The sequence below is a fragment of the Bradyrhizobium sp. USDA 327 genome, from assembly GCF_041262065.1.
Taxonomy (GTDB): domain Bacteria; phylum Pseudomonadota; class Alphaproteobacteria; order Rhizobiales; family Xanthobacteraceae; genus Bradyrhizobium; species Bradyrhizobium liaoningense.
The window spans coordinates 5620503-5645246 of record NZ_JBGCCW010000001.1 but is presented as its reverse complement, the minus strand read 5'-3'; the positions used below and the strand labels follow the sequence as shown (position 1 = coordinate 5645246).

Annotated in this window: 21 protein-coding genes; 8 read left to right on the top strand and 13 right to left on the bottom strand. The window is 64.9% G+C overall.

Annotation, left to right across the window (positions count from 1 at the left end; translation table 11 throughout):
* Positions 1 to 141: 141 nt before the first annotated feature.
* From ABIA42_RS26585 to ABIA42_RS26575, 3 genes are read right to left on the bottom strand one after another with little or no spacing between them, the layout of a single operon-like run.
* Entirely contained in the window at positions 142 to 900 is a 759-nt protein-coding gene (locus ABIA42_RS26585) for a DUF4145 domain-containing protein (RefSeq protein WP_370119553.1), read from the bottom strand.
* Positions 900 to 1502, bottom strand: a complete 603-nt coding sequence (locus tag ABIA42_RS26580; protein ID WP_370119555.1) for a hypothetical protein — start codon at positions 1500 to 1502, stop codon at positions 900 to 902. The genes ABIA42_RS26585 and ABIA42_RS26580 overlap by 1 nt, the downstream gene beginning before the upstream one ends.
* Complete coding sequence (locus ABIA42_RS26575; RefSeq protein WP_370119558.1) at positions 1499 to 2188, bottom strand: hypothetical protein; 690 nt, start codon at positions 2186 to 2188, stop codon at positions 1499 to 1501. Before ABIA42_RS26575 ends, ABIA42_RS26580 begins: the two co-directional genes overlap by 4 nt.
* A 313-nt stretch (positions 2189 to 2501) precedes the next feature.
* Here ABIA42_RS26575 and ABIA42_RS26570 point away from each other — a divergent pair, with 313 nt between their 5' ends.
* Positions 2502 to 3029, top strand: coding sequence for a 2'-5' RNA ligase family protein (locus ABIA42_RS26570; protein ID WP_370119561.1), 528 nt, complete (start codon positions 2502 to 2504; stop codon positions 3027 to 3029).
* A gap of 61 nt (positions 3030 to 3090) precedes the next feature.
* On the opposite strand, the gene ABIA42_RS26565 is transcribed toward ABIA42_RS26570, so the two are convergent.
* Positions 3091 to 4116 (bottom strand): alpha/beta hydrolase, encoded by a 1026-nt coding sequence (locus ABIA42_RS26565; protein ID WP_370119564.1) that lies wholly within the window; start codon positions 4114 to 4116, stop codon positions 3091 to 3093.
* 864 nt (positions 4117 to 4980) lie between these two features.
* Entirely contained in the window at positions 4981 to 6117 is a 1137-nt protein-coding gene (locus ABIA42_RS26560) for a hypothetical protein (RefSeq protein ID WP_370157171.1), read from the bottom strand.
* Positions 6118 to 6515: 398 nt separating this feature from the next.
* Between ABIA42_RS26560 and ABIA42_RS26555 the strand changes: the two genes are divergently transcribed.
* Both ABIA42_RS26555 and ABIA42_RS26550 read left to right on the top strand, forming a co-directional pair.
* The gene (locus tag ABIA42_RS26555; protein ID WP_370119570.1) at positions 6516 to 8006 is read left to right on the top strand and encodes an amidohydrolase family protein; all 1491 of its coding nucleotides are present in this window, start codon (positions 6516 to 6518) and stop codon (positions 8004 to 8006) included.
* Positions 8007 to 8009: 3 nt separating this feature from the next.
* Entirely contained in the window at positions 8010 to 8939 is a 930-nt protein-coding gene (locus ABIA42_RS26550) for a GTP-binding protein (RefSeq protein ID WP_370119573.1), read from the top strand.
* Positions 8940 to 9100: 161 nt separating this feature from the next.
* Here ABIA42_RS26550 and ABIA42_RS26545 read toward each other — a convergent pair whose 3' ends face one another.
* The 7 genes from ABIA42_RS26545 to ABIA42_RS26515 all read right to left on the bottom strand — a co-directional run bounded on the left by ABIA42_RS26545 (position 9101) and on the right by ABIA42_RS26515 (position 15066).
* On the bottom strand, positions 9101 to 9568 hold the full coding sequence (locus ABIA42_RS26545) for a hypothetical protein (protein ID WP_370119576.1): 468 nt from the start codon (positions 9566 to 9568) through the stop codon (positions 9101 to 9103).
* Between the two features lie 12 nt (positions 9569 to 9580).
* Positions 9581 to 10081, bottom strand: a complete 501-nt coding sequence (locus ABIA42_RS26540) for a hypothetical protein (RefSeq protein ID WP_370119579.1) — start codon at positions 10079 to 10081, stop codon at positions 9581 to 9583.
* Between the two features lie 253 nt (positions 10082 to 10334).
* The gene (locus ABIA42_RS26535; protein ID WP_271527768.1) at positions 10335 to 11234 is read right to left on the bottom strand and encodes a polysaccharide deacetylase family protein; all 900 of its coding nucleotides are present in this window, start codon (positions 11232 to 11234) and stop codon (positions 10335 to 10337) included.
* Positions 11235 to 11236: 2 nt separating this feature from the next.
* Positions 11237 to 12046: an ABC transporter permease gene (locus ABIA42_RS26530; RefSeq protein ID WP_271527767.1), complete on the bottom strand. Its 810-nt coding sequence runs from the start codon at positions 12044 to 12046 to the stop codon at positions 11237 to 11239.
* Entirely contained in the window at positions 12036 to 12893 is an 858-nt protein-coding gene (locus ABIA42_RS26525; protein WP_370119584.1) for an ABC transporter permease, read from the bottom strand. The genes ABIA42_RS26530 and ABIA42_RS26525 overlap by 11 nt, the downstream gene beginning before the upstream one ends.
* Positions 12894 to 13943, bottom strand: a complete 1050-nt coding sequence (locus ABIA42_RS26520) for an ABC transporter substrate-binding protein (RefSeq protein WP_370119587.1) — start codon at positions 13941 to 13943, stop codon at positions 12894 to 12896.
* Position 13944: 1 nt separating this feature from the next.
* Positions 13945 to 15066 carry an ABC transporter ATP-binding protein gene (locus ABIA42_RS26515; RefSeq protein WP_370119590.1) on the bottom strand — a complete coding sequence of 374 codons (1122 nt, stop codon included), beginning with the start codon at positions 15064 to 15066 and terminating at the stop codon, positions 13945 to 13947.
* A gap of 199 nt (positions 15067 to 15265) precedes the next feature.
* Between ABIA42_RS26515 and ABIA42_RS26510 the strand changes: the two genes are divergently transcribed.
* The 5 genes from ABIA42_RS26510 to ABIA42_RS26490 all read left to right on the top strand — a co-directional run bounded on the left by ABIA42_RS26510 (position 15266) and on the right by ABIA42_RS26490 (position 23986).
* The gene (locus tag ABIA42_RS26510) at positions 15266 to 16036 is read left to right on the top strand and encodes a GntR family transcriptional regulator (RefSeq protein WP_370119593.1); all 771 of its coding nucleotides are present in this window, start codon (positions 15266 to 15268) and stop codon (positions 16034 to 16036) included.
* A 1-nt stretch (position 16037) separates the two neighbouring features.
* Entirely contained in the window at positions 16038 to 16694 is a 657-nt protein-coding gene (locus ABIA42_RS26505) for an aspartate/glutamate racemase family protein (RefSeq protein WP_271527763.1), read from the top strand.
* A gap of 148 nt (positions 16695 to 16842) precedes the next feature.
* Positions 16843 to 18564 carry an AMP-binding protein gene (locus ABIA42_RS26500; protein ID WP_370119596.1) on the top strand — a complete coding sequence of 574 codons (1722 nt, stop codon included), beginning with the start codon at positions 16843 to 16845 and terminating at the stop codon, positions 18562 to 18564.
* Between the two features lie 12 nt (positions 18565 to 18576).
* Positions 18577 to 21882 carry a carboxyl transferase domain-containing protein gene (locus ABIA42_RS26495; protein WP_370119599.1) on the top strand — a complete coding sequence of 1102 codons (3306 nt, stop codon included), beginning with the start codon at positions 18577 to 18579 and terminating at the stop codon, positions 21880 to 21882.
* A gap of 241 nt (positions 21883 to 22123) precedes the next feature.
* On the top strand, positions 22124 to 23986 hold the full coding sequence (locus ABIA42_RS26490) for a sigma-54-dependent Fis family transcriptional regulator (protein ID WP_271527760.1): 1863 nt from the start codon (positions 22124 to 22126) through the stop codon (positions 23984 to 23986).
* Positions 23987 to 24184: 198 nt separating this feature from the next.
* On the opposite strand, the gene ABIA42_RS26485 is transcribed toward ABIA42_RS26490, so the two are convergent.
* A complete protein-coding gene (locus tag ABIA42_RS26485; RefSeq protein WP_271527759.1) occupies positions 24185 to 24739 on the bottom strand; it encodes a flavin reductase family protein in 555 nt (184 codons plus the stop codon).
* Between the last annotated feature and the right edge of the window lie 5 nt (positions 24740 to 24744).

The window sequence follows — 24744 nt, the reverse complement described above, 5'->3', positions numbered from 1 at the left end:
CGCGCCAGCTGCTCGTCTTTTGCGGGTTTGCGCCGCTTTCTTGCCTGCGGTCCGCCTCTTACGCGTCTGCGCAGCCTTCTTGCCCGCGCTGATTTTAGCTTGCTTCGCCATGATGCTCCCCCTTGAGGTCAAACCCGCTCGTCATGAGCTTTGTGGAGGGAGCTTGCTGAGCACGCCGGAAAACATTTGCGCCGCCGTAGGTCGAGGCTTCTTGCTCTCAGCCTCTCGTTCCTTGAATTCATTGTAGCGGTCCGTGAGATCGTAGACGTACTCAGTAATCGCGTAGACGAAAGCTCTTAGGTCCTCCACATCTTGCCTGGACACATTGATGTCCTCGGGGTGGGCGGCAAGGTTTCGCATAGCTTGAAGGCTCATGCTCCAATCGTAGAGCCGTTCGTCGATGAACTTACGGTCTCGAAGCTCTCGAATGCCACGCCCGAGCATGACGCGCCTTGGTGGTTTGACCTCAGCAGGACTAGCTTCTTCTCTTTTTTGCGCGGTTTCTCTGGTCTCATCCTTGAGCAAATCACGACAAAGGGCTTCCAACGCGCGGCCGAGCATTACACAAGCGGCAATATTGGCTCCTGCCTGGAAGGATTTGTCAGCTTCACCGAGCGACTGGTTCAGGGCTCTCGGTATGCGACCGCTTGTGAACCTCCTTGGCGGATCGGGATAGACTCGCACGACGTCAGAGAACACGACGTGTTCGCCATCTTCTTCATCACTCCTAAAACCGATCTCGTCCGCCCGCCCGACGACAGCCGTAGTGCAGCTGGGGCATCTACCAAGCACCACCTTGCTTTCCATCCCAAAATCGTTGTCGCAGTATCTGACGAAGCCGTGCTGTTCTGCGGCCACCTTTGCTTTACAACGCGGGCAGTCGATGATGAACGTTGCCATTACCTGACCTCGTTTTTGGGGGCGACCATCAGATCCAACAATGTGAGCTCCCGCGCAGTTGCAAGCTCTGGGGTCTTCGTAGCAGGAGGACGTTTGCGAGCCGGGCGTTGCGGCTTTGCCCTCCGCTCGATTTTTAGCTTCTTCGGATCGTCCGTGGATACCTTGCGCAGCTTAGCCTTCTCGTGCCAACTCAACGGAATATGCCAAAACGCTGGAGCCTTGCCGCGCTTGATCCGGGAGGCGATGGCAGGCCAATGATGAATGAGGAGCGAGCACTTTCGAAAGAAGTCCCACTGACTCCACTTGCCGTCGAAAAAGAATACGAGCATTCCAGCCTGAATTAGCGCCAGCCTTTCATGCGGTACATATCTCATCTCGGTATCGCCTGAGATGATCACCTTTCCGCCTGCCACGGCGAATCGTTTAATCCATGGCGCGTCGTTCTTTCTTACATAATCTCCATCGCTTGGCTTGGGCGTGTACTCCGTCGCGCTTGTTATCTCGAAGGAGCCGACCTTCTTTCTCAATTGCCGCTCATTGGCGAACGTCTGGAAGACTTTCACCATCGCAATCGGAACGTTCTCGTCAAAGGCTATCTTCAAGCGGCCTTTCGCAATTCTTGCTCAAATTTAACAGCTTCACGTACCTGTCGCTCGGGCACTTCAAATATATCGGCGACGAAGGCCGCGCTGCCTTCGACTTTGACCGATTGCGCCAATGTTGACGTTGGAATGCGGCTTGCTCGCAACACCGGACGGCCAAATGAAAAATGCGGATGTACAATAACGTTGGGTGCAATCCGCGGTCGCGGCCGCCACCAGATGGCGTCCCCTTGCGGGTCGTACGTAACGTCATCCTTCAACGACTTCATAACGACGGCTAACATCTCGAAATTCTTGGTGCGAAGGTCGTAGATGCTTACGCCGTTTCGCTGCGCAATCTCGGCAACGATCTTCTTGCCGTCAGTCTTGAATATTGTGTGCGTTGCGAAGGGGTGAGGGTGCTCTAGCGTCTCCTTCACCTCGTCCATGATCTTTCGTATCTCGCGAAGGCCAACGCCCGCGCTGGCAAAGGTTGCGACGAAGCGCAACTCCATAAGGTTGGTGAAGCTAACAGCCACTTTGCCGCCAACGCGGCCAAGCTGGTTGTCAATTACAGCCACCTGTTTGCCGGTATGCCCTTCGACCCAGACGCGGACCACGTCCTGCGGCGCCTGTACAAGCTCGGCGACCTCCGGAATCGTGTAGATTCCGCTCTCCAAAAGGTCTGGCTCGGACGTTCTCTTCATGAGGTTTGATGCCTACCCGGCCCGCGTGTAAGGATTTATGCACTAAATCCAGCCTTGTTGGCAATTCAGTATTATGACTAAGCAGTCGGCCCGCATAGCGCGATGTATCGCGCTCGTGCCTCGCTATCACATTGCTCCGCAAAGCTTCCCGGGTCACAGTCCGTCCTAGCTTCCATTACGGTGACAGTGCATTCAATTCCGTCGTTCGCTACTCGATATCGGCGAACCCATGCAGCCAGCTCTTTATGGAAATGGCAATTAAGTGCACTGTCACCGCAAGCGATTGTTCCGCCCCTTGGGTGAGCCTTTGGCATTGGCGATCAATATCCGGGCCGATAACGATTCAGCAGGCGAGATCGAGCGGCTGTGGGATCAGGTTGCCGCGTTCGAGGTCGAGCCCTCGATGCGCGCCCTAAGGTATCGGCCGCATTTAACATTTGCCATCTACGACTCGCCTCGGGCTGACGAGAAGGCTGCGTGGGACGTGATGCAGGCAGCCATTGCCGGCGAGACGCAACTGCGGATCGCGTTCAAACGAATTTGCTGGTTCGAAGGCTCTCCGCTCGTCCTCTGGGCCGAGCCGGAGGTCGACGAAACCCTGGTTCGCATCCACGGCGCCATCAGCGCGGCAATCGATCCAGCACATTGTCGTCCTCATTACCGGCCTGGCGCCTGGACGCCCCATTGCACGCTCGGCACTGCCGTTGCCGATCAACGGCGCGATGATGCGATGGCCTTTGCGCGGGCCTTTGATCGCAGCATTGAAGTGCTGTTCGACGTGGCGGACTGCGTCGTCTTTCCACCCGTGCGGATCATCGCCGAGCAAAGATTGCCGTCGTAATTGACCTCGCTTGGGCGTCATCGATTGCAAGGCATGAATCTCATGCGGCACGGCCGCTCTCTCACGCCGTCGTGCCGTCGATCGAGCGGCGGATCACGCGCTGCACTTCCGCATTCGACAGGAACAGGTCGTGGTTGATGATGCCCCAGCCTTCCTGCGAGGCATCGACCACGCGCACACCGAGCCGCGCGATGGCGGCCTTTTCGGCCGCGCCGACCCTCGTCATTCCGCCTGCGATCTGTCCGGACAGCGCCAGTGCGCGATCGTTCGTCGCGGCAATCACGGTGATCTTGCCGGCCAGCGGGCCGATGCGCTGGACCGCCGACGAGAACACGTCCATGTCGATGTCGGGCGCGGCAAACACCACCGCGCCGATCTTGCTCGTGACCGTATCGCCGTATCGCCCATAGAGCTGACGCAGGCTTTCGAGCGTCAGCATGGTTCCCATGCTGTGCGCAACGATGTGCACGCGGCCGCCGCCTGGGGCCGACACGAGCGCCGAGAGCACGCGTTCGAAATCGTCGCGGGACCACATCGCGCTGTCGCGGTCATAGGCATAGTCGAACAACCCTGCCCTGGAGGGCCAGGAAAACGCCATGGTCCGGCCGCGGAACTTGATCCCATCGGAGAGATGGGCGGCATCCAGCACCGCGGTCTCGAATGTCTGCTTGAAGCCGTGCACATAGATCAGCACGTCTCCTCCGCCGGCCTGCGCGGCGAGATCGCCGGCGTCGGCCGACACCGGTTCGATCCGATCAAGACGCCAATCCCCGAGTCCGACGGAGGCGAGAGAAAGACGGCTCTCGTCCGGGGCGACCAGCCTGGCCCGCGCGACCGTCATGCTCGTCGCGCGCTCCGGCCCGAACCACGGTTTCGTACGACCGCCATTCACGGGCTTGCGCGTGGTGGCGACAAGCAGCGTGGGATCGGCGGAGAGGGACGACGCGTCAAAGCGTGCGCCGGTCGCGCCCAGGCCGGCGCATCCACCGAGCGCAAGGGCACTCCCGGCCGACACCAGTCCGCCGAGGAGGGCGCGGCGTGAAACAGGATGACGGGAGTCGCGTTGCAGAAGACGTCGGACGATCACACGGAACCTTTGGGAACTTTGCCCACCGTAAGCCGCCCCGCCCAACTCCCTGAATGACAATGCGGGCGAGAAGACGGCGGAGCCGCTAGCGGTGGGACGCATTCGTCACGGCGTCCGTGGCCGCTAGAGCGGGACCTCCGAACGGTGTGGCGAATTCCGGAGCCGAACGCAGCACACCGGACGAGCGGGCACGGAGCGAGGATCGATTGTCGGGCAAACCAGCCGGAACCGCTGTCAATCCCTCATCACGAAAATATTCCACTTTACCGAAATTCGGATTTGTCGTATGTGTCGGCCATCCCGGTCCACGAAAGGGGCGGTCGTACGTCGTCACGAACGCGGGCCGGGTTGCGGTGGACGCGGGCGGCGTCAAAGGCGGTTTGTTGCGTGCAGGGCGGGATGAACCTCGTGAGCATGGCGCGGACCGCGAAGACGGACGGCGCCCATGTCCGGCGGAGCCTCTCGGCGAAGCCGGATGGCCTGCGTACGGCGAAACCGTGTGGTCCTGGCCGTCGTTGCTACGGTCAAGCCCTGGCGAAGGCGTCACGCGCGTCAACCGGCGCGGTGCCGTGAATTTCGTCGAGGCGAGGGAGGCCAGAAGGAACTCGGCTCCCGGGAGAGCACGGCATAGGCCGTCAAACCATCGCGCAGGGAAGGCCTGGTTTCGGCTGCCCTGTGTTTCCCCTGTGCGTTGCGCGTGCATTCGTTCAGCATGGGGGTCTTATGGGTGCCGGCCGGCGCCCGGTCTTCCCTGCGCCCTTTCTTTCCGCGAGGGTGAGGCGAACCGCATGACTCGGGCAGATCACGCCGCGAGGATGCGAACGCATGTCGATCTGACAGCGATGGATTTCGCCACGCACCATTTCAACTCACAGACGCTTCGAGCGCGTCGCGCGATGGGGCCAACGGCAGCCAGTCCGGGATCCGGCGCTTGGCGAGCCAGTATGGCCGCCACAGCGACACCCAGCTTTCGCGGTCGAGCGGTGTCGCTCCCCACTCGCGTTGTCCCATGTCGATCTCCGGAAGGGCATGCATGTGCAGCCATTGACGCGCCGCCCACCACTGCTCGCGCGAGACATCGCCGTTGCCGGCTGCCTTGAGCTCGACGATGTTCGGCAGCGGATCGCGATAGCGACGAGCGATTCGCAGCGTTGCGACCCGTTCGCCATCCTTTCGCATGCTCCAGATTCGAGAACGGTTGTGTACGAGGTTCGGGCCATAGGAGTTGAGGCAATTTCTCATCGCTTTCGCCTCTTCAGCGATGGCAGCCATGGAATCCAGCGGCACGAATTCGTAGCCCGCGACATGGCCGGCTCGCAGCCACATGTCGGCGATCGGCAGACGGCCGAGGTTCACATGCAAGGTCGCGATTGTCCGCCAATCGTGCGCGGCCGAACGGGCGGCATCGATCCGCATGTCCGGGCTCCACGGTCTTTCGATCAACCGATGTCCGGACGTCGCGGGTTCGCTGGAAAACCACACCCAAAGACAGAGGTGCCGCAATCGCGCAGGATTCACCCGCCGCGGCGCGCGAACATACTCGCGCGCGATCCACGCGGCCATCGGCTCGTGCGCGAGCTCGGCGGCCTCGGACACGAGCTGAAGCCATGTCGGTGCCATTTTCGGAGAGCGCGGAAGGTGGTTGGCGATCTGCCGGCGAAACAGCTCACCGTCAGGCAAGCGCGGGATCGGACGCACGAATGCCTCGGGCGGCAGCTTGCGCAGCCACAGGGGCAGATCGGCGAACACCGCGACCTGCGCGAGGGCGACGCCATCGATCACGCCCGCGATCGCGCGTGCGGGATCGAGCCGTGCTCGCGGAACGGCGAGCGCGAACAGCAACGCAGGAAAGCTCGCGGCAAGGTCAGCCAGGCGCGGGTGCCGCACGGCCAGCGCGCGCACCGCGACCTGGACGCGCGAATGATAGCGCCGAAGCCGCCGTTCGAGCAGCTCGGAACGCCCGGCCACCTGGTAGGGGGCCGGCAGGACATTGATCGTCATGACACAGGTTCACAATCGCGCGCCAACAGGCCGCGTTGATTCGATCTGATATGAGGTCTTGTGATCTCATCCGGGAATCGATCCCGGACGGACGCGCTAAATATCGCGCGGCGAACCCGGGAAGCGTGCAGTCGTAGACATGATCGCCTCCAGAAAATGAATTTATCCGCATCCCATAGCTCGGCATCGCCCGGCATGCAACCCGAGACTGCATCGAGCCGCGCGATCCGGCATTGCCGCGCAGCCAACACGCATGCAGCATCGGCATCCGCGGCGGTGGTCGTTCCCGCAAAAATCTGCATCATGCGCGTCGGGACGGTGCGCGACGCGGCCGCTCTCGTCCTCCGAAGCTGCCGGGCCTTCGGGGGCTCTGGCTTTCAACTTCTTGGAGTTTTGACATGAGTGGCTTGGTGATCTCTGGTGGCCGGGTGGTGGATCCCGCGAGCGGGATGGATGCCATCGGGGATGTGGCGGTGGTGGACGGCAGGATCGCCGCCGTCGGCACGGGCCTCGGCGGCGCCGAGCGGGTGATCGACGCGACCGGGCTCGTGGTGGCGCCCGGCTTCATCGACCTGCATGCCCACGGCCAATCGATCCCGGCCGACCGCATGCAGGCGTTCGACGGCGTGACGACGACGCTCGATCTCGAGGCCGGCGTGCTGCCGGTCGGGTCGTGGTACGAGCGCCAGGCGCGGAAAGGCCGCGTGCTGAACTACGGCGCCGCCACCAATTGGGCCTTTGCCCGCATCGGCGCGATGACAGGCTCCAATGCGGAGAGTTCGCTGGAGGCATTCGGCAACGCCATGCGCGACCGGCGCTGGATCGACAACGTCGCGACCGATGCGGAGGTCGCCGGTGTTCTCGAGCGCCTCGCCCGCGGCCTCGACGAAGGCGGCATCGGTATCGGTATCCTGAACGCCTACGCGCCGGGCGCCGGCGTGCAGGAATTGACCGCGGTGTGCCAGTTGGCTGCCGCCAAGGACGTACCGACCTTCACCCACGTCGCCTTCATGTCGCGCATCGACCCCGAGAGCGCGGCGGAAGCCTATATCCGCCTGATCGGCTATGCCGGCGCCACCGGCGCACACATGCACATCTGCCATTTCAACTCGTCGAGCAAGACCGACGTCGAGCGTTGCCGCGTGCTGATCGAGAAGGCGCAGGCGCAGGGTCTGCCGATCACGGTCGAGGCCTATCCTTACGGCACCGGCTCGACCGTGCTGGCCGCCGCCTTTTTCAGCGATCCCGAGTTCGTAGAGCGCAACGGCACCGGCTACGATTCCGTGCAGCGCGTCACCGATGGCTATCGCTTCCACGATCGCGAGGAATTGCTCAAGGCGCAGGCCGAGGAGCCGTCGTCGCTGGTGCTCTGGCACATCCTCGACACCGAGAACAATGCGCATCATCGCGACCTGCTTGACATGTCGGTACTGTATCCCGGCGGCGCCATCGCCTCCGATGCGATGCCGTGGACGCTGTCCGACGGCAGCGCCTATACCGGCGATGCCTGGCCGCTGCCGGATGATGCCACCTCGCATCCGCGCTCGGCCGGCTGCTTCACGAAATTCATCCGCGAATGGGTGCGCGAGCGCAAGACCGTGTCGCTGCTGGAAGGCGTGCGCAAATGCGCGCTTATCCCGGCGGAGATCTTGTCGCAGAGCACGCCCGCGATGCGCGCCAAGGGCCGGCTCGCGAAGGACGCGGATGCCGACATCGTCGTGTTCGATTACGAGAAGCTCTCGGACCGTGCGACCTTCACCGCGATGAACCGACCGTCGGAAGGCGTGCGGCATCTCGTGGTCAGCGGCCAGCCGCTGATCTCCGACGGCGTGCTGGATGTGGCGGCACGGCCCGGTAAGCCGGTGCGCCGCCCCGTCGTGGAGGGCTGACCCATGCCGGTCCCCATTCTCCTGGTGACGGGTTTTTTGGGGGCCGGCAAGACCACGGTCGTCAACCATCTGCTGGCGCATGCGGAGGGGCGGCGGATCGCCGCCGTGGTCAACGATTTCGGCGCGATCAACATCGATGCGGAGCTGATCGCGGGCGCCAGCGACGGCGTGGTCAGCCTTGCCAATGGCTGCATCTGCTGCTCGCTCGAGGGTGATCTGTTGCGCACGCTCTCGACGCTGCTGCGGCGTGATCCCAAGCCTGAGTATATCGTCATCGAGACCAGCGGCGTCGCCGATCCCGCCGACATCGTCCGCAATCTGATGGACCCGGTGATCCTGCGCGAGGCGCGGCTGGAGACGGTGCTCTGCGTGATGGACGCGACGGCACCGCCCGCGGCCCTCGACGACGCGCTCCAGCGTTCGCAATTGCGGGTCGCCGATATCGTGGCGCTCAGCAAGCTGGATCTGGCCGACGCAGACGCGGGAGCGCGCATGCGCGCGGCCATCCGCGCGCTGCGTATTCCCGCCGTCGTGGTCGATGCGCAGCATGGCGAGATTCCTGCCGCGCTGCTGTTTCCCGCGGACGTCGATCGCCCGCCCGTGCCGCGCGAAGTGGGCCCGCGGCGACCGGCAGAGGAGCGCTTCGAGACGCTGAGCTGGACCTCCGACAAGCCGGTTTCGCTGCCCCGCTTGCAGCAGGCCATCAACCGACTGGCGCCGAAGCTGGCGCGCGCCAAGGGACTGTTCGAGAGCATCGAGCAGCCCGGACGCCCGATGGTGTTTCAGTTCGCCGGCGGTCGCGCCACGCTCGCACCGGGCGATGCGCCTGCAGCGGGCGCGGCACGGACGCGGATCGTCTTCATCGCCGAGCTTGGGGTGCTCTCGAAGAAGGAGCTCGACGGCATCATGGAGGCGTGCGTTGCGGGCAACTAGCGCGATCCGCCGCTATCGTGCGGCGCCATCCAGAACGACGATCCCAGCGGTGGTTGCGCTGGGATCGTCTGGAGGTTTCATGGAGGGCATCGAGCACTGCGCCTCCATGGCGACATGCTAGCGCAAGGCCGCTCCAGATGCGACTGGAACCCGTCAAAGCGTCAACAGAACGCCAGCGCGTTGACTGCCCGCGTGGTCGCAATCTCGTTCTCATTGCCGACGAATTGGCAGACGGCGGATTCGAGCTCGCCCGGCTGCTTGCGGCGCGCTGCCGCCAGCAGCCGCATCAACTCGGTTTCGTCCTTCGACAGGCGCCGGCAGGACGGCGGCATGAAGCACAGCTCGCACGGCCGGCCGCTGCGCAGGATTCTGACGAGTGCGGCAGCCCGTGCGACCAGCAGCGGGCTGTCGGCAACGCCGGGTGCCTCGTCCGCGAAGCGATAGGCCGCTTCCCAGCAATCGGAAGCGCCGGTGGCGTAGGCCGCTCCGATGAACCGGCACAGCGACAGCGCGATGCGGCAGAAGTCATCGTAGCCTTCGACGCCTCGTGGCGCCGCAAACGCAGCCTTGAGCGGACAGAGCTGGCCGGCGTCCGGGACTGCAACGGAATCGCATGCATCCTGCATCATGAATGTTCCCGTTCAGTGCAGCGTGGGGCTTCCGACCAGCCAGCTCTTCATCGCCATCATCCGATCTTGGTCGAAAGACCGCACCTGCCGGTCGGGCAGGATGAGACCGGCTATGCGGAAGATCGTTGCAAGCCCCTGGACCGGCGCAAGCGCCCAGTCGGCGCCGACGGGCGGCAGCCAGCACTCGCACTGCTCGCGGGCGACCTCGATCCGTTCCTGCTGCGCAGCGGCGATGGCACGCAGAAGTCCGTGCTCGCTGTCCGACATGCGTGGACAAGTCGGGCAATGCACTTCGATGGCCGTATGGGCCGTGCAGGCGAAGATCTCGATGATGGACTCCAGCGAGGGCACGGCGTCGCCCACGCGGAAATGGTCGTATACCTCCTTGATGTCGGCCGCGGTCGGAACGGCGCCTCCGCGGCGTGCCTTCGCCCTGAAGCCCCAGATGAAGAGTCGCTCCGCTGCGCTCAGCGCAGGAAGGTCGAGGGGTCTGGTATGTGTCGATTGATGCATTGAGCCTCTGGCCTTTGGCTGCGCGCGCGGCAGAGCTGGCGCGGATGATCTGCGCCGATCGTTCCGCCAGCGACCCTTCCAAGTCAACGTTCGGAGTGGCGATGTCGAGGTGTTCTAGATTGGAAGGGTTCGTATCTCGGAAGTAGCCTGCAGGCAGATCTCCTGCGGAATTGCGGGGCAAAACATCTGCGGCGTCACCGACGCGACCGCGGAGACCGGCATGGCCACCGGCCTCGTGCCGCAGTCGAGCGGCCTAGCGCGCGACTTTGCGAAAATGCGCCGCGATGTCGGCGCGTGTTGCGACCCAGACCCGACCCTCCAGCCGCGCCAGCTCGGCCAGAATGGTCTTCACGGCGCGGAAGCGCGCCGGGCGGCCGCAAATGCGCAGATGAAATCCGACCGACAGCATCGCGGAGCGGCCGCGCTCTGCCTCCTCGACCAGCGTGGTGAGTGCGGCGCTGACATAGTTTGAAAAATCCTCCGGCTGCACAAAGCCATTCGGGTGGAAGAACTTCATGTCGTTGGTGTCGAAGCCATAGGGCAGAACCAGCATCGCTCCCTGTGGCGACAGGCTCCAATAGGGCAAATCGTCGTCGAGCGCGTTGGAATCGTAGGCGAAGTCGAGCCCGATCAGGATATCGCGCGTCCATGCGCTCTGACTGCCGCGCGACATGAAGCCGACCGGTGTGAGACCGGTCGCGCGGGCGATGACGTCGCGCGCCTTCTCAATGTCACGACGTTCCGTCTCGGCATGCCCATAGAGCGCGTGCGGCAGCCAGCGCCAGCCATGCACCGCCGGCTCGTGCCCGGCCTCGACCACGGCGCGGGCAAGGTCCGGTACGCGCTCGACGGCGCGGCCGCACATCATGAAGGTGGAACGGATCTTGGCCTCAGTGAAGGCGTCGAGGAATCGCCACAGGCCGGCGCGCATGCCATAGTCGAACACCTGTTCCTGCACGAGATCGCGCACGCCCGGCGGCGATGTCGAGGCGACCTCGCCGTAGTGCTCCGTCTCCGCATCGCCTTGCTCGATCGCGAGCTCGGCGCCTTCCTCGAAATTCACCACCAGCGAGACCGCGACGCGGGCGCCGTTCGGCCAGACGATATCGGGACGGGCCCGGCCATATCCGCGAAGATCGCGTTCGATCGGCATGATCAGCGGCTCCCGATCTGGCGGCTGACGCCTCCGAAGATCTCGGCGCAGACGAGGCCGGCCAGGGTCAGCAGCACGATCACGCCGGAGACGGCGGCGACGCGCACGTCGAGGCTGCCTTCGAGGATCGCCCAGAGCTTGATCGGCAGGACCTCGGTCCGTGCATCGGCGAGGAACAGCGACACCGGAACATTGTCGAAGGAGGTGAGGAACGCGACGAAGCAGCTCGCGACGATGCCGCGGCGGATCAGCGGCAGCGTGACGCGCCGGAAGGTGTACCAGCGGCTGGCACCCAGGCTGAGCGAGCAGGTGATCAGCACCGGATTGAGCTGCTGCACCGAGGCGCCGACCATCCGGATGACGAAGGGCACGCAGATGATGGTGTGGCCGAGCACCAGCGTCGCCGCCGACAGGCGGATGCCGAGCAGGTTGAAGACCAGCAGCAGCGACAGGCCGAAGGCCATCGCCGGCAGCACCATCGGCGACATGAACAGGGCGTCAAGGACGCGCGCGATCTTCAACCGGCTCCGTGCCAGTCCGAGTGCCGCCGCGCCGCCCAGCACTGCGGAAAGGACTGTCGCCGCCGCTGCGACCTTGAGACTCGTTAACGCGGGCTCGACGATTTCCTGCGATTGCAGCAGCTCGACATACCAGCGCAGTGACCAGCTCGGCGGCGGGAATTTCAGCGTGACGCCACCGGTGAAGGAAATGATCAGCACGACAAGCGTCGGTGCCAGCAGCAGCAGCAACCCGAAGCCGGTGATGGCGCCAATGATGCCGGAGTAGACGCGATCAATGAGGCTACGCTGCATCGACGCCTCGCACGTAGCGGCGCGACAGCGCGCCGATGGCAAAGACGATGCCGGTCACGGCCAGCGTGAAAATCAGCGACAGTGCCGCCGAGAACGGCCAGTCCTGCACGCCGACCGCCTGTTGGTAAATATAGGATGGCATCAGGATAATGCGCCCGCCGCCGACCAGCGTCTGGGTGATGAAGGCGGTCGCAGCGGCAGCGAAGACGAGCAGCCAGCCGGCGATGGCGCCCGGCAGCGTCAGCGGCAGGATGATGGTGATGAAGACGCGGGCGCGGCTTGCGCCCAACCCTTCCGCCGCGCGCGTGAGATTGCCGTCGAGCCGCAGCAGGCTGTTGATGACGGGCAGCGCCATCAGGGGAAGCTGGATCTGGGTCAGCGCCAGAACCATGCCCTCCCAAGTGTAAAGCAAGCGAGCCGGGGCCTGCCACAGCCCGAGCGACAGCATCGCCGTGTTGATGATGCCGTCGCGGCCGAGGAGAACGATCCAGGCGAAGGTGCGCACCACCGTGCTGGTCAGGAGCGGCAGCATGATCAGGAACGTGATCAAGGTACGCATGAGCTGGCCGCTCGCGGCGTAAACGAGTGCGAGCGGGTAGGCGAGGATCAGCGTCGCCAGTGCGACCTCCGCCCCCAGCCAAAGCGTGTCCGTCAGCACCTTGATGCTGAACGGGTCCGAGAAGAAGCGCAGATACTGCGCCAGCGACAGCTCTGCGAATTGTGGCGTACGGAACAGGCTGATCGCGACAAGCGCGATCAGTGGCAGCACGAAGGCGGCCAGGAACAACGCCGCCAGTGGGATCACCGGCAGCATTTGTCGTGATGCAGTCGTGCTTGCCGGCGTCATTTAGATCTTCACTTCCTTGCTGAAGCGGGTGATCCATTCGCCGCGCAGCGGCTGGAACTTGGTCCAGTCGAGCAGCACATTGCTGGCAATGAGATCGTCGAGGCTCTTGGCGACCGTGAGATTGGCGCCGGTCAGCGCCACCTTGCCGTTGGTCGGCATCATCATCCAGGGCGCCGCCTCGAGGCCTTTCTGCGTTTCGACCGACATGACCGTGTCGAGATAGTCCAGCACCGCCTTCGGATCCTGGTTGTTCTTGACGATCTGGGCGCTGGTGCGGATCACGACCGCGCCGGATTTCGGCTTGGCGAAGGCGATGTCGACGCCCTTGGCGGCGAGCAGTGCCACGTTGTTCCAGAAATTGAAGGCGATATCGATCTCGCCCTGCTGGAACAGCGCAGCCAGCGCGCCGGGCGACGCCGCGATCGCACCGACGTTGGGCAGCAGCTTCTTCATGGCCTCGAAGGCCGGCTCGATATTGGTCTCGGAGCCGCCGTTCAGCTTCGCGATCTCGACCATGAAGGCGGTGCCGAGGCTCGAGCCGAGCCCGGTGATGCCGACGCGGCCCTTGTATTCCGGTCTCCAGAGATCCTCCCACGAGGTCGGCGGCGTCGTGATCTTCTTCGGATTGTAGGCGATGCCGATCAATTGCGCGGTGATGACAGGGGCGTAGCCGTCGGGATGGCGGAATACGCTGGGGATGTCGGCATATGACTTCGACTGCTCGACCGGAAATTTCTCCAGCACGCCGCTCGCGATCGCCGGGATCAGCGGTCCCTCGTCGAACAGCACGACGTCGAAGGGGGGCGTGTTGCGCGATGCCTGGATCTTGCCGATCTGGTCGACGCCGAGCAGGGGCGTAAAGGTCACACCGCCGTCGCTGGACTTCTTGAAGGCCGGCCCGACCACCGAGCGGAAGGCTTCGTCGAAACTGCCGGGATAGGTCGTTGCCACGATCGAGGGGGCCGCGCGTGATGATGTCGGCCATCCGAGACTGGCTGCCGCCAGCGCGGCCGAGCCTGTGGTGAGCAGCGATCTCCGGGATAGGCTCATGTCAAACACTCCTTTGCTGATGCTTGGAAACGTCGTCGACCGGCGTGCTGAAGATGCTGACGCGCGAGACATCGGAGATCGCGAGCCAGGCTGTCTCCCCGGCCTGCGCTTTTGCGAGGCCGGCGGCTCGGGCCTGGCTGACCTTCACGGCTTCGCCGCTCGCCGTGACGCCCTCGGTGACGCTGACGGCGCCGAGCGGCACGGTGGCGCGGATCGTGACGGGGATGGCGCCGGGCCGTTCGGCGCCGAACGTGATGTTTTCGGGCCGGACCGAGATCGTCACCGGCGTGCCGCGCCGGCGCTGAGCCGAATGGCCGAGATCGATCTCGGGCCCGGCGTCCAGCTGCACGCGATCGGCGTCGGTGACGGTGCCGCGCAGGAGATTGGTGTGGCCGATGAAGCTCGAGATGAACAGGCTCGCCGGGCGGTCGTAGAGCGCGTCCGGGCTGTCGATCTGCTCGATGCGTCCCTTGTTCAGCACGACGATGCGGTCGGCCATCGACAGCGCCTCCTCCTGGTCGTGCGTGACGATGATGGAGGTGACGCCAAAGGTCTTCAGCAGGCTCTTGATCTCGATCTGCATGTCGAGGCGCAGATTCTTGTCGAGCGCCGAGAACGGTTCGTCGAGCAGGACGAGGCCCGGATCGATCGCAAGCGCCCGCGCCAGCGCGACGCGCTGCTGCTGTCCGCCGGAGAGCTCTCCGGGCAGCCTTCGCGCGAACGACGCCATCTGGGCGAGGCCGAGCATCTGCTCGACCTTCGCCGCGACCACGTCCTTTGCCGTCTTGCGCGCCCGCAGGCCATAGGCGACGTTTTCGAACACAGTCAGATGCGGAAACAGCGCATAGTTCTGAAACACCATGCCGATGCGGCGGCGATTGGCCGGAATATGCTCGACCCGCGCGCCGTCGAAGCGCACCTCGCCCCGAGACGGACGCAGGAAGCCCGCGATGATCTGGAGCATCGTGGTCTTGCCGCAGCCGGACGGACCGAGGAGGGCGATCAACTCACCGGCCGCAACGGTGAGATCGATCTCGTCCAGCGCAACGGTCGCGCCGAAGGCGTGGCCGATGCCTTTCAGATCCAGCGAGAGTCCGCGTACATCGCTCAACGCCAGCTCCATCCTTCGCGTTGTCCTGCGCGAGGGGGTTAGCAATCGCCGTGCCAGCGCGGCTCGTCCGCTAAAGTCCTGTGATCATTGCGACAATTTTTAGGCGCCAAATATTGGCGCCAATATTGTGACTATATTGTAAACAGTCGAGCGGCCAGTTTGTATAAAAAATGGGCTCCGGCAGCATTCCAGAATCCTGTAGAAGCAACGCATGAAGCGAACCCGTCCCCTCAAGCGCAAGCCGAAGCGCTCCGAGCCGAAACATAGGGAGCCGGAGGCCGTCGATCCGCGCAGCATCGACGACGATCCGGTGGTCCAGGGCATCCTGACCGCGATCAGCCAGAAGCGGCTCAAGCCGGGTGCCAAGCTCGGCGAGGACAAGCTCGCCGCGGCCTTCGGTACCACGCGGATTCACATCCGCCAGGCGTTGTCCCATCTCGCCTCGCGCAAGGTGGTGATGCAGATCCCCAACCGCGGCGCCTTCGTGTACCGGCCGAGCTGGGAGGAGGCGCAGGACATCTTTGCCGCGCGCCGGATCATCGAGACCGCAGCTGTGAGCGCCGCGGTCGACCGGCTGGACAAAGCCGGCAAGGCCGAGCTGAAGGCGCATATGGAGCGCGAGGCGCGTCACGATCGCAATGACCGCTGGGCCTCGCTGTCGCTGACGGCCGAGTTCCACATCCTGGTCGCCAAGCTCGCCGGCAACCGCGTGTTGCTGGAAATGTCGCGCGAGCTGATGCTGCGAACGTCGCTGGCGATTGCGACCTTCGAGCAGGCGGGAGAGCCGGATTGCTCGCCCGACGCCCATCCCGACATCGGCGCGTTGATCCTCGCCCGCGACAAGGCCGGCGCGGTCCATGCCATGCGTCATCACATCGAGGAGATGGAGCAGCGGATCCGGCCGAAGGAAGGCGAGGATGAGGTCGACGAGCTCACCGCGATCTTCCAGGAGATCGGCGCACGGGCGCGGGCGGGCGGCTAGCATGGCCGGCCGCCGTATCCTCCTGATTAATCCGAACAGCCTCGAGGCGACCACCGCGATGATGGTGGCGATTGCCAAGTCTGCAGCCGCGGATGGCTTCGACATTGCCGGTGCCACGGCAACGCGTGCGCCCACGATGATCGTCTCGGCGGATGCGTTGGAAGCAGCAGCGCCGGAGGTCGAGGAGATCGCGCGTGCCCGCAGCGGCGAGTGCGACGGCATCATCGTCGCGGCATTCGGCGATCCCGGTCTCGCCGGGATCAAGGTGGCGACGAAATTGCCCGCCGTCGGCATCGGCGAGTCCTCGATGCTGGAAGCCGCGGAGAACGGCCGACGCTTCGGCGTGGCGACCACGACGCCGCTGCTGAAAGCGAAGATCGATGCACTGCCGGACGCGCTGGGATTGCGATCGCACTACACCGGCACACGCTTCACCGAAGGCGATCCGCACGAGTTGATGCGTGATCCATCGCTGTTGCGCACTGCGCTTGCCGGCGCGGTCGAGGCTTGCATTGCGCAGGACGGTGCGGAGGCGGTGATCATCGGCGGCGGTCCGCTGGGTGAAGCAGCAGGCGCGCTTCAGCCGATCTTCACCGTGCCCGTCATTGCGCCGATCCCGTCAGCCGTGCGGCGGATCATTCGCCTCGTCGGGGCGTAACGTCTGGTTTTTCCGCGCCGCGGCATCGGCCGTGCTGCGGAAAACTGTTTTCCTTGACATGAACTCTGCCGTGCTCGACGTGTAACGCGGTCGCGTGACGGCACGTTGCGTCTCTCGCGATAAGAAAAAGCAGCACGGGAAAGACGCCATGAGTGCAGGCCTCAACGAAAAAGACTACCTCGTTGCCTTGCGCGGGTTGTGGGATAAGGCTTGGCCGAAGGGCATGCCGCGCTCGCCGAACTATCTGCACGGCGAAGTTCCCCTGACGGAATATCTGCGCGCCTGGGCGAAGCGGAGTCCGGAGCGTCCAGCAGTGATCTTCTACGGTCACGTCACCACCTACGCGGAGCTCGACCGGCAGAGCGACCGCTTCGCGGCGTTGTTGCAGGCCAAAGGCGTGCGCAAGGGCGACCGAGTCGCCGTCTTCCTGCCGAACTGCCCGCAGTTCCACATCGTGTTTTTCGGTATCCTGAAGCTCGGCGCGATCCACGTTCCCGTCAGCCCGCTCTCGCGCGCGTTCGAGCTGTCCTACGAGCTGAACGATACCCAGGCCGAGGTGATCGTCGCGCTGGACCAGCTCATGCCGGTCGTCGAGCAGGTCAGGGGCGAGGTGCGGCTGCGCGAGATCATCGTCACCAGCTTTGCCGATGTCGTGCCGCCAACGCCGGCATTTCCGGCGCCGGACTCGATCCGGACGCCGCGCGTCGCGATCCCAGGCGCGACCGATCTGTTGCCGGCGCTCGCTGCGATGCCGACACCTGTGCCGCTGCCGCCGCCTGGGCTCGATGATGTCGCAGCGCTCAACTACACGGGCGGCACGACCGGCATGCCCAAGGGCTGCGTCCACACCCATCGCGACATGGTCTACACGGCCGCCGCCAATTACGGCATCTCGGTCCTGTCGGACGAGAGCAGCGTGTTCCTGTCGTTCTTTCCGGAATTCTGGATCGCGGGCGAGAATTTCGGGCTGATCTTCCCGCTGTTCTCCGGCGCGACGCTGGTCCTGCTCGCACGCTGGGATGCCGTGGGCGCGATAGCCGCGATCGACAAATACAAGGTCACGATCATCGCGATGCCGGTCGACGGCGCGGTCGAGCTGATGGACCATCCGCGCTGGAGCGAGTTCGACCTGTCGTCCTTGAAGCAGGTGCGGGTGGTCTCCTTCGTCAAGAAGCTCAACGCCGACTATCGCAAGCGCTGGAAGGATCTGACCGGCACGATCCTGATGGAGGCGGCCTGGGGCATGACGGAAACCCACACCTCCAACACCTTCACGGCCGGCTTCCAGGACGACGATTTCGACCTCAACAACCAACCGATCTTCGTCGGGCTGCCGGTCCCCGGTGCCGAGTTCAAGATCACCGATTTCGAGACCGGCGCGCTGCAGCCCCTTGGTGCAGAAGGCGAGATCCGCGTACGCACGCCGTCGCTGCTCAAGAGCTACTGGAACAAGCCGGAGGCGACCGCGGAGTCTCTGATCGATGGCTGGTTGCGCACCGGCGACATCGGCACCATCGATAAGGATGGTTTCCTGCACTTCCTCGGCCGCCGCAAGGAAATGCTGAAGGTCAAGGGCATGAGCGTGTTTCCGCCGGAGATCGAGGCACTGCTCGGGCAGCATCCGAAGGTGCTGGGCTCGGGCGTGGTCGGCCGTGACGATCCCGACAAGGGGCAGGTGCCGGTTGCCTTTGTCCAGCTCAAGCCGGACGCGGTCGGCACCGTCTCTGCGGAAGACCTGCGCAGCTGGTGCGCCGAGCGCATGGCCGTCTACAAGGTCCCGGAGATCCGCATCATCGAAGCCCTGCCGCTGACGGCCACGGGCAAAGTGAAGAAGCAGGACCTCAATCCAAGCCTGCCTGCTGCTGTCTGAGTGAGAGAGATCATGTCGTTCAAGAAGCTCCTGATTGCCAATCGCGGCGAGATCGCCATTCGCATCGCGCGCGCGGCAGCCGATGCCGGCATCGCGACGGTCGCGATCCATCCTGCGGACGATGCGCTGTCGCTGCATGTGCGTGTGGCGGACGAGGCGGTCGAAATTCCCGGCCGCGGCGCGCGGGCCTATCTGGACGTCGACGCCGTGGTGAAGGCGGCCAAAGCAATGGGCTGTGATGCCGTACATCCCGGCTATGGCTTTCTCAGCGAGAACGCGGCCTTCGCAAAGGCCTGCTCTGACGCAGGGATCACGTTCGTCGGGCCCAAGGCGACAGCGCTCGAACTGTTCGGCGACAAGGTCGCGGCGCGGCAACTGGCGAAGCGCTGCGGCGTGCCGATCATCGCCGGCACCAACGGGCCGTCGAGTCTCGAGGAGATCACGGCCTTTTTCGCATCGCTCGGCAGCAACGCGGCGATCGTGATCAAGGCGATGGCCGGCGGCGGCGGTCGCGGCATGCGCGTGGTGGAGAGCGCGCCCGATCTCGCGGAAGCCTATGCGCGCTGCCAGTCCGAGGCCAGGGCGGCGTTCGGCTTCGACGGCGTCTATGCCGAGCGGTTGATCCGGCAGGCGCGCCACATCGAGGTGCAGATCATCGGCGACCGCCATGGCGCTATTTCCCATCTCTGGGAGCGCGAATGCACCATCCAGCGCCGTCACCAGAAGCTGATCGAGGTGGCGCCGAGCCCCTCGCTGAGCGACGCCTTGCGCGGCCGCATCATCGAGGCGGCGAAGCAGCTTGCTGCGGCGGCATCTTACGACAATCTCGGTACCTTCGAGTTCCTGGTCGACGGCACGGCCGAGGACAGCTTTGCCTTCATCGAGGCCAACCCGCGGCTCCAGGTCGAGCACACCGTGACCGAAGAGGTGCTCGGGCTCGACCTCGTCCGCGCCCAGCTCGCGGTGGCTGCAGGCAGCACGCTGGCCGCGCTCGGCCTTGCGCAGGGATCGATCCCGAGGCCGCGCGGCTATGCCATGCAGCTTCGGGTCAACATGGAAACGTTGGACGAGACGGGGGCGACCCATCCGACCGGCGGCGTGCTTGCCGTGTTCGAGCCGCCGTCGGGCCCGGGAGTCCGCGTCGATAGTTTTGGCTATGCCGGCTACAAGACCAGCGCGGCCTTCGATTCGCTGCTGGCCAAGGTCATCGTGCATACGCCGGGCGAGGCTTGGCATGATGTGGTTGCGAAAGCCTCGCGGGCCCTGCGCGAATTCCGGATCGACGGCGTCGTCACCAACATCGCTTTCCTCCAGGCGGTGCTCGCGCATCCCGATTTCAGGATCAACCGCATCGCGACCGATTTCATCGATCGCAATATCGGCAAGCTCGTCGGCGCGGCCGAGGGCGCGGCAAAGCCGCTCTATTTCGCGGCGACCGAGCGAAGCGGCGTTCACGGCGCGGAGTCGCACGTCGCGCAAGCCGTGCCTGAAGGTGCAGTGATGGTGGCAGCGCCCCTGCAAGGAACCATCGTCACCATCCAGGTGAAGGAAGGCGAGATCGTGCGCCCCGGCCAGCAGCTCGCCGTGATCGAGTCCATGAAGATGGAGCATCTCGTCATGGCCGAGCAGGGCGGCCGGGTCATGAAGCTCCTTGCCGGCGACGGGGTCACGCTGATGCATGGCGAGCCGATCCTGTATCTCGAACCGCTTGATGTTGCGGCTGATAGCACCGCGGCGGAAGCCGACATCGATCTAGACCACATCCGCCCCGATCTCGCAGAGCTGATCGCGCGCCAGGCCAATACGCTCGACGAGAACCGACCGGCCTCCGTCGAGCGCCGCCGCAACACCAATCAGCGCACCGTGCGCGAGAACGTTGCCCAGCTCGTCGACGAAGGCTCGTTCATGGAGTACGGCAGCCTTGCGATCGCGGCACAGCGCCGCCGGCGCAAGCTCGACGATCTCATCAAGAACACGCCGGCCGACGGCCTCGTCATGGGCGTCGCCACCGTGAATGCCGAGAAGTTCGGCCCCGAGGGCGGGCGTTGCATCGTCGTGGCGTATGATTACACCGTGCTCGCGGGCACGCAGGGCCACATGAACCACAAGAAGATCGACCGCATGCTGACGCTTGCGGAAGACTGGCGCGTGCCGCTGGTGTTCTATGCCGAAGGCGGCGGCGGCCGGCCGGGCGATACCGACCGGCTCGGCATGACCGGGCTCGACGGTCCGTCCTTCGTGCAGTTCGCGAGGCTCTCCGGCCTCGTGCCGGTGGTTGGCGTGGTCTCCGGCTATTGCTTCGCCGGCAATGCCGCGATGCTCGGCTGCTGCGACGTCATCATCGCCACCAAGAACGCCTCGATCGGCATGGGTGGTCCGGCAATGATCGAGGGTGGCGGGCTCGGCGTCTATCACCCGGCCGAGGTCGGCCCGGTCTCGTTCCAGTCGCCGAACGGCGTTATCGACATCCTGGTCGAAGACGAGGAGGAAGCGACGTCCGTCGCGCAGAAATACCTGTCCTATTTCCAGGGGGCGGTTACGAATTGGGAGGCCGCCGACCAGCGCCTGCTCCGCCGCGCGATCCCTGAGAACCGGCTGCGCGTCTACGACATCCGCAGCGTGATCGACCTCGTCGCGGACAAAGACAGCGTGCTGGAGCTGCGCCGCGACTACGGCGTCGGCATGATCACGGCGCTGATCCGCATCGAGGGCAAGCCGTTCGGCCTGATCGCCAACAATCCGCGCCATCTCGGCGGCGCGATCGATGCCGATGCCGGCGACAAGGCCGCGCGTTTCCTCCAGCTCTGCGACGCCTTCGATCTGCCGATCGTCTCGCTTTGCGACACGCCCGGCTTCATGGTCGGCCCGGAGGCCGAGAAGACCGCGATCGTGCGCCACGTCTCGCGCATGTTCGTCACAGGCGCGAGCCTCACCGTCCCGCTGTTCGGCATCGTGCTGCGCAAGGGCTACGGTCTCGGGGCGCAGTCCATGATCGGTGGCGGCTTCCACGCCTCGTTCTTCACCGCGGCCTGGCCGACCGGCGAGTTCGGCGGCATGGGGCTCGAGGGCTATGTCCGCCTCGGCTTCCGCAAGGAGATGGAGGCGATCGCCGATCCCGGGGAGCGCGAGACCTACTACCGCAACAAGGTCGCCGAGCTCTACGCCAACGGCAAGGCGGTCTCGATCGCCTCCGTGTTCGAGATCGACAACGTCATCGACCCCGCCGAGACCCGGCGCTGGATCATGGCGGGCCTGCGCTCGGTGCCGAAGCCCGAGCCGAGGACGGCGAAGAAGCGGCCGTGCATCGACACGTGGTGAGGGCGGTGCAGCAAATCGGCTCTGTCTGAGCATCCAGGCATTCTGCTTCGACACCGTCATGCCCGGGCTTGTCCCGGGCATCCACGTTCTTTCGCAGTCGCGGCAATACGTGGATGGCCGGAACGAGCCCGGCCATGACGACACGGAGATAGCTCGCCATGCCTCCGTTCCCGGTTCCCGATTGACATCCCCGCCCGTGGTGCCAGACTTTGCACAATAATACAGGGTGGAGACGTCCGCGATGGCCAGCCTTTCGGCCTCGAACCATGTCGCCCGTGTCTTGTCCGTCGCCAATCACGTGGCCGACGTCGATGCCTCGTCGCGGATCGCCAGTTCCTGGCGGCGCTGCCTGGTCAGTCACAAGCTCGATCCGGCCCGCCAGGGGCCGCCGCAGACGCTGACCGAAGCCGAGATCCGGCACGCCGCCGAGCCGATGGAGCAGACGATCAGGCTCGCAATGCCCGAGCTCGACGATCTCGCCCGTGTGCTGCGCGACGCCGGTTACTGCGTCAATCTCGCGGATGCGAACGCGACCATGCTGTTCAGCCGCCTGCCGGGCGAAGCCGATGCAAAGATGTTTCTGGACTGGAAGATCTACACCGGCTCGAACTTCGCCGAGACCTTCGAGGGCACCAATGGGCTGGGGACCGCGCTCGCGGAGGAGAAGCCGATCCTGGTGCATCGCGACGAGCATTTTCGCGCGCAGTGGCACATGTTCTCCTGTGCCGTGGCCCCGCTGTTCGACCAGGCCGGACGTCTCGCAGGTGCGGTGAACATCACCTCCTGCCGGGAGGATCTCGAACGTACCGCGCACCAGCTTGCGCTGGCTGTGACCATGGAGGCGACGCGGCGGATGGAGGGCGCGATCTTCCGTGGCCATTTCCACAACGCCTGGATCGCCACCGTGCCCGGCGACGGCGGCAGCGGCCTCATCGCCTATGACGACGACCGTCGCATCATCGGCGCCTGCCGTTCCGCGCGTCTATTGCTGGGCCTAACCGACGGCATGATCGCCTCCGGCATTGATCTGTCGCGCTACATCGAGTTCGACCATCGGGCCGAAGGTGGCGCGGAGGATGTCGTCCGGCTGCGCCGTGCCGACGGCAGCGCCCTGGGCCAGGGCCATGTCGCGCCGCCGCTGCGCGGGAGGGCGCGTCCGCTCGCGCCGCGCCGCGATGCGCCAGTCGATCGCTTCGACGCGCTGCACCGGCTCGCCGGCCGCGATCCCGGCCTGATCAAAAGCGTGAACCGGCTCAGGCGCATCGGGGATCACAACCTGCCGGTGCTGCTGCATGGCGAGACCGGCGTCGGCAAGGACGTGTTCGCGCGCGCCATTCACGCCGCCAGCAACCGGGCGCGTCACAACTATGTCGCGCTGAATTGCGCGGCGATGCCGGAGAGTCTGATCGACGCCGAACTGTTCGGCTATGAGGCCGGCGCCTTCACCGGCGCCCGGCGCGATGGTTCGAAGGGCCTGATCGTGCAGGCCGATCGCGGCACGCTGTTCCTCGACGAGATCGGCGACATGCCGATCGGCTTGCAGACGCGCCTGTTGCGCGTTCTGGAAAACCGCGAAGTTTGGCCGCTGGGCGCGCTCAAGCCTGTCGCCGTCGACATCCGCCTGATCAGCGCCACACATCGCGACCTCGGCCGCATGGCGGAGCAGGGCGCGTTCCGCGCCGATCTCTACTTCCGCCTGCGCGGCATCGAGGTGCGGCTGCCGGCGCTGCGCGAGCGCGCCGACAGGGACGATGTCATTCGCCAGATCGCGCGTGAGGAAGCGCCGAATTGTCGCCTGTCGGACGAGGCCTGGTCGCAGCTCGCGGCCTATCCGTTCCCCGGCAACATGCGCCAGCTCCGCCACGTGCTGCGGCTCGCCGGCTGCACCGCGGAAGACGGTGTCATCACGGATGCCGATCTCGATCTGCCGCCGTTCGGCGGACGGGCGGCGGAGCCCGATCTCGCGGCCGCCGAACGCGCCACGATCGCCGAAGCCCTGCGCAAGCACGGCGGCCGCGTGACGGAGGCGGCGCGTGCGCTGAAGCTCAGCCGCGCCACGCTGTATCGCAAGATCAAGCAGTTGAAGATCGCGACGGCGCAGTAGGTCGCTATCAGTTCGCGAAGGGGCGTCTTTCTTCCCCTCTCCCCTTGTGGGAGAGGGTGGCTCGACGCGCAGCGGTGAGACGGGTGAGGGGTCTCTCTCCGCGAGTCCAATTCTCGTTTCAATACGCGGAGAGATACCCCTCATCCGGCGCTTCGCGCCACCTTCTCCCCACAAGGGGAGAAGGGAAGAGGGCCGCCACTACGAGAAATCCGTCCAGCTCAGATGCCGCGCGTCGAGGTCGCCGATCGTCACGCCCTCGCGCATCTCCCGCGGCGTATGGAAGTTGCTGCGCAAGTACACGAGCGGCGTCGCCATGGCCGAATGCGAGACGTCACGCACCTCGCCCACGAAGATCGAATGCGTCCTGGTCTCGAATTCCTGCGCCAGAACGCAATCGAACGCGGCGACTGCATCGGTCAGTACCGGCGCGCCGGTCTCCCCGCGCGTCCACTGGCCAAAGGCGAAACGATCGTCGCCATTGACGCCCTTCTGGCCGCTGAAGGTCAGCGCCAGCACCGCGTGATCCTCGTGCAGGAAGTTGATCGCAAAGGCGCCTTCCTCGCGGATGCGTGCATGGGCGCTGGCGTTGCGATTGACGCAGACGATCAGCGAGGGCGGGTTATCCGACAGTGAGCAGGCCGAGGTTACCGTCAATCCCGTGCGCTTGCCGTGCTCGGCGCCCACGGTGACGAGCGCCACGGCGCCGGCGCATTGGCGCATCGCCTGCTTGAAATCCTTTGCGTCCACGCTCACGCCGA

Bases quoted from the DNA above. Each gene is read 5' to 3' on its own strand.
- ABIA42_RS26585 (WP_370119553.1), bottom strand. From the start codon at position 900: ATGGCAACGTTCATCATCGACTGCCCGCGTTGTAAAGCAAAGGTGGCC.
- ABIA42_RS26575 (WP_370119558.1), bottom strand. From the start codon at position 2,188: ATGAAGAGAACGTCCGAGCCAGACCTTTTGGAGAGCGGAATCTACACG.
- ABIA42_RS26560 (WP_370157171.1), bottom strand. From the start codon at position 6,117: ATGACGATCAATGTCCTGCCGGCCCCCTACCAGGTGGCCGGGCGTTCC.
- ABIA42_RS26555 (WP_370119570.1), top strand. From the start codon at position 6,516: ATGAGTGGCTTGGTGATCTCTGGTGGCCGGGTGGTGGATCCCGCGAGC.
- ABIA42_RS26550 (WP_370119573.1), top strand. From the start codon at position 8,010: ATGCCGGTCCCCATTCTCCTGGTGACGGGTTTTTTGGGGGCCGGCAAG.
- ABIA42_RS26545 (WP_370119576.1), bottom strand. From the start codon at position 9,568: ATGATGCAGGATGCATGCGATTCCGTTGCAGTCCCGGACGCCGGCCAG.
- ABIA42_RS26540 (WP_370119579.1), bottom strand. From the start codon at position 10,081: ATGCATCAATCGACACATACCAGACCCCTCGACCTTCCTGCGCTGAGC.
- ABIA42_RS26535 (WP_271527768.1), bottom strand. From the start codon at position 11,234: ATGCCGATCGAACGCGATCTTCGCGGATATGGCCGGGCCCGTCCCGAT.
- ABIA42_RS26530 (WP_271527767.1), bottom strand. From the start codon at position 12,046: ATGCAGCGTAGCCTCATTGATCGCGTCTACTCCGGCATCATTGGCGCC.
- ABIA42_RS26525 (WP_370119584.1), bottom strand. From the start codon at position 12,893: ATGACGCCGGCAAGCACGACTGCATCACGACAAATGCTGCCGGTGATC.
- ABIA42_RS26520 (WP_370119587.1), bottom strand. From the start codon at position 13,943: ATGAGCCTATCCCGGAGATCGCTGCTCACCACAGGCTCGGCCGCGCTG.
- ABIA42_RS26515 (WP_370119590.1), bottom strand. From the start codon at position 15,066: ATGGAGCTGGCGTTGAGCGATGTACGCGGACTCTCGCTGGATCTGAAA.
- ABIA42_RS26510 (WP_370119593.1), top strand. From the start codon at position 15,266: ATGAAGCGAACCCGTCCCCTCAAGCGCAAGCCGAAGCGCTCCGAGCCG.
- ABIA42_RS26505 (WP_271527763.1), top strand. From the start codon at position 16,038: ATGGCCGGCCGCCGTATCCTCCTGATTAATCCGAACAGCCTCGAGGCG.
- ABIA42_RS26500 (WP_370119596.1), top strand. From the start codon at position 16,843: ATGAGTGCAGGCCTCAACGAAAAAGACTACCTCGTTGCCTTGCGCGGG.
- ABIA42_RS26495 (WP_370119599.1), top strand. From the start codon at position 18,577: ATGTCGTTCAAGAAGCTCCTGATTGCCAATCGCGGCGAGATCGCCATT.
- ABIA42_RS26490 (WP_271527760.1), top strand. From the start codon at position 22,124: ATGGCCAGCCTTTCGGCCTCGAACCATGTCGCCCGTGTCTTGTCCGTC.